2 protein-coding genes and 1 pseudogene are annotated in these 1,421 nt (G+C 67.8%); all 3 read left to right on the forward strand.

Annotation, left to right across the window (positions count from 1 at the left end; translation table 11 throughout):
• Positions 1 to 301: 301 nt before the first annotated feature.
• Positions 302 to 508, forward strand: a complete 207-nt coding sequence (locus tag BRAS3809_RS18565; RefSeq protein WP_008963617.1) for a hypothetical protein — start codon at positions 302 to 304, stop codon at positions 506 to 508.
• Between the two features lie 109 nt (positions 509 to 617).
• Positions 618 to 1,004, forward strand: coding sequence for a hypothetical protein (locus BRAS3809_RS18570; protein ID WP_008963618.1), 387 nt, complete (start codon positions 618 to 620; stop codon positions 1,002 to 1,004).
• A gap of 230 nt (positions 1,005 to 1,234) precedes the next feature.
• Positions 1,235 to 1,421, forward strand: a pseudogene (locus BRAS3809_RS18575) (HAD family hydrolase); the annotation flags it as partial.

The raw sequence follows: 1,421 nt of genomic DNA on the forward strand, positions 1-1,421 counted from the left end.
CCGCCGTGGCCCCGCACAGCCGGGAGCGCCGGTGCCGCACCGGCCGCGACCGCCGGCGCCCGCCACGACGGCGATGGTTCCGCCACCTCCGGCGCCGATGGCCTTGCCGTCCGCGCCGGTGGCCGCCGATCCCGACCAGCCGGTCGTACGGCCGCCAATGCCGGTGCGCTGAGACCCGGTCGGCGCAGGCCCGCCGCATCTGGCCGGCGGCGTGGTTGATGCCGCGCCGCGATACACTTGTCCCGGCACAGCTTTCCAAGCTAAGGAACTGCGCCCGATCAAGTGCATCTGCGAGGGGTTCATGAGCCTGACCGATCCGACCGTCTTGTCCACCGCCGATCTCGCCGACCGCATCGCGATCCTGCGCGACAACATCCGCCAGATCACCGAGCAGGCCGCCTCGCAGTCGGGCGCCGCCGACGAGGAGCGCAACGCCGATCGCCTGGCGCAGCAGAGCGAGGAGTTGGACCTGCTGCTGAAGGAGCAGGAGCGCCGACTGCGCAAGTAGTCGGGCGGTAAGGCGCGATCAAATCGCGCATGTTGCACCGCGCTGCTTGTTGATCGCGCTGCGGTCAGGCGCTAGCCTTCCCGAAAACAAGCGGGAGGTAGACTTGCGTATGAGTTTGAGGTTGACCATTGCGGCCGTGCTCACGGCCGCTGCGGTGGGTCCGGTCAGCGCCGAGCCGCGCCATGTCTACACGACGATGGTGCTCGAGGCCTTTGCCACCAAGGTCGAATGCCCCGGCATCGATGTCGTCTATCAGGACCTCGTCAAGAAGGCCGAGGACATGCAGATGCCCGACGGCACCACGGAGAAGGTGCGCCAGGCGATCGCCTACATGCACACCGGCGGCAAGATGGGCCAGAAGCAGGACGACGATCTGATGGCCGAGGTCGCGGTCGCCACCCAGGCCATCGACATGGATCAGCGACGCCTCGGCATGACCAACTGGTGCGAGGAGCAGAAGAAGACGCTCGCCGGCTTCATCCGTCCGAAGGGCTGAGCGCATCGGCGCGGGGCGCGCGCCTGCGAACGACGCCGGCGCAACCAGCCCCCCGCACTCCCATGAGCATCGACGAGCGGCGGTCCATCCGGGCAGCTCCGCGGCCGCCGCGATGACGTCTTGGTCGATGAATTGACGCCTGGTCGAGGCTCGGAGCGTCCTCGCGGACCGCAAAGGAACCCTGACCGCATGGGCCGCTTGGCTCTTTGCCATTCCGCCGGAGCAGACCCATGCGCATCGAAACCGCCTTTCTGTTCGACCTCGACGGCACCTTGGTCGACAGCGTCTACCAACATGTGCTCGCGTGGAAGACCGCGCTCGATGCCGAGAACATCGAGCTCTCGGTCTGGCGCATCCACCGCAAGATCGGCATGAGCGGCGGGCTGTTCACCCACCAGCTGCTGCGCGAGACCGGCT

It is taken from the genome of Bradyrhizobium sp. STM 3809, assembly GCF_000239795.1.
Classification (GTDB): Bacteria; Pseudomonadota; Alphaproteobacteria; order Rhizobiales; family Xanthobacteraceae; genus Bradyrhizobium.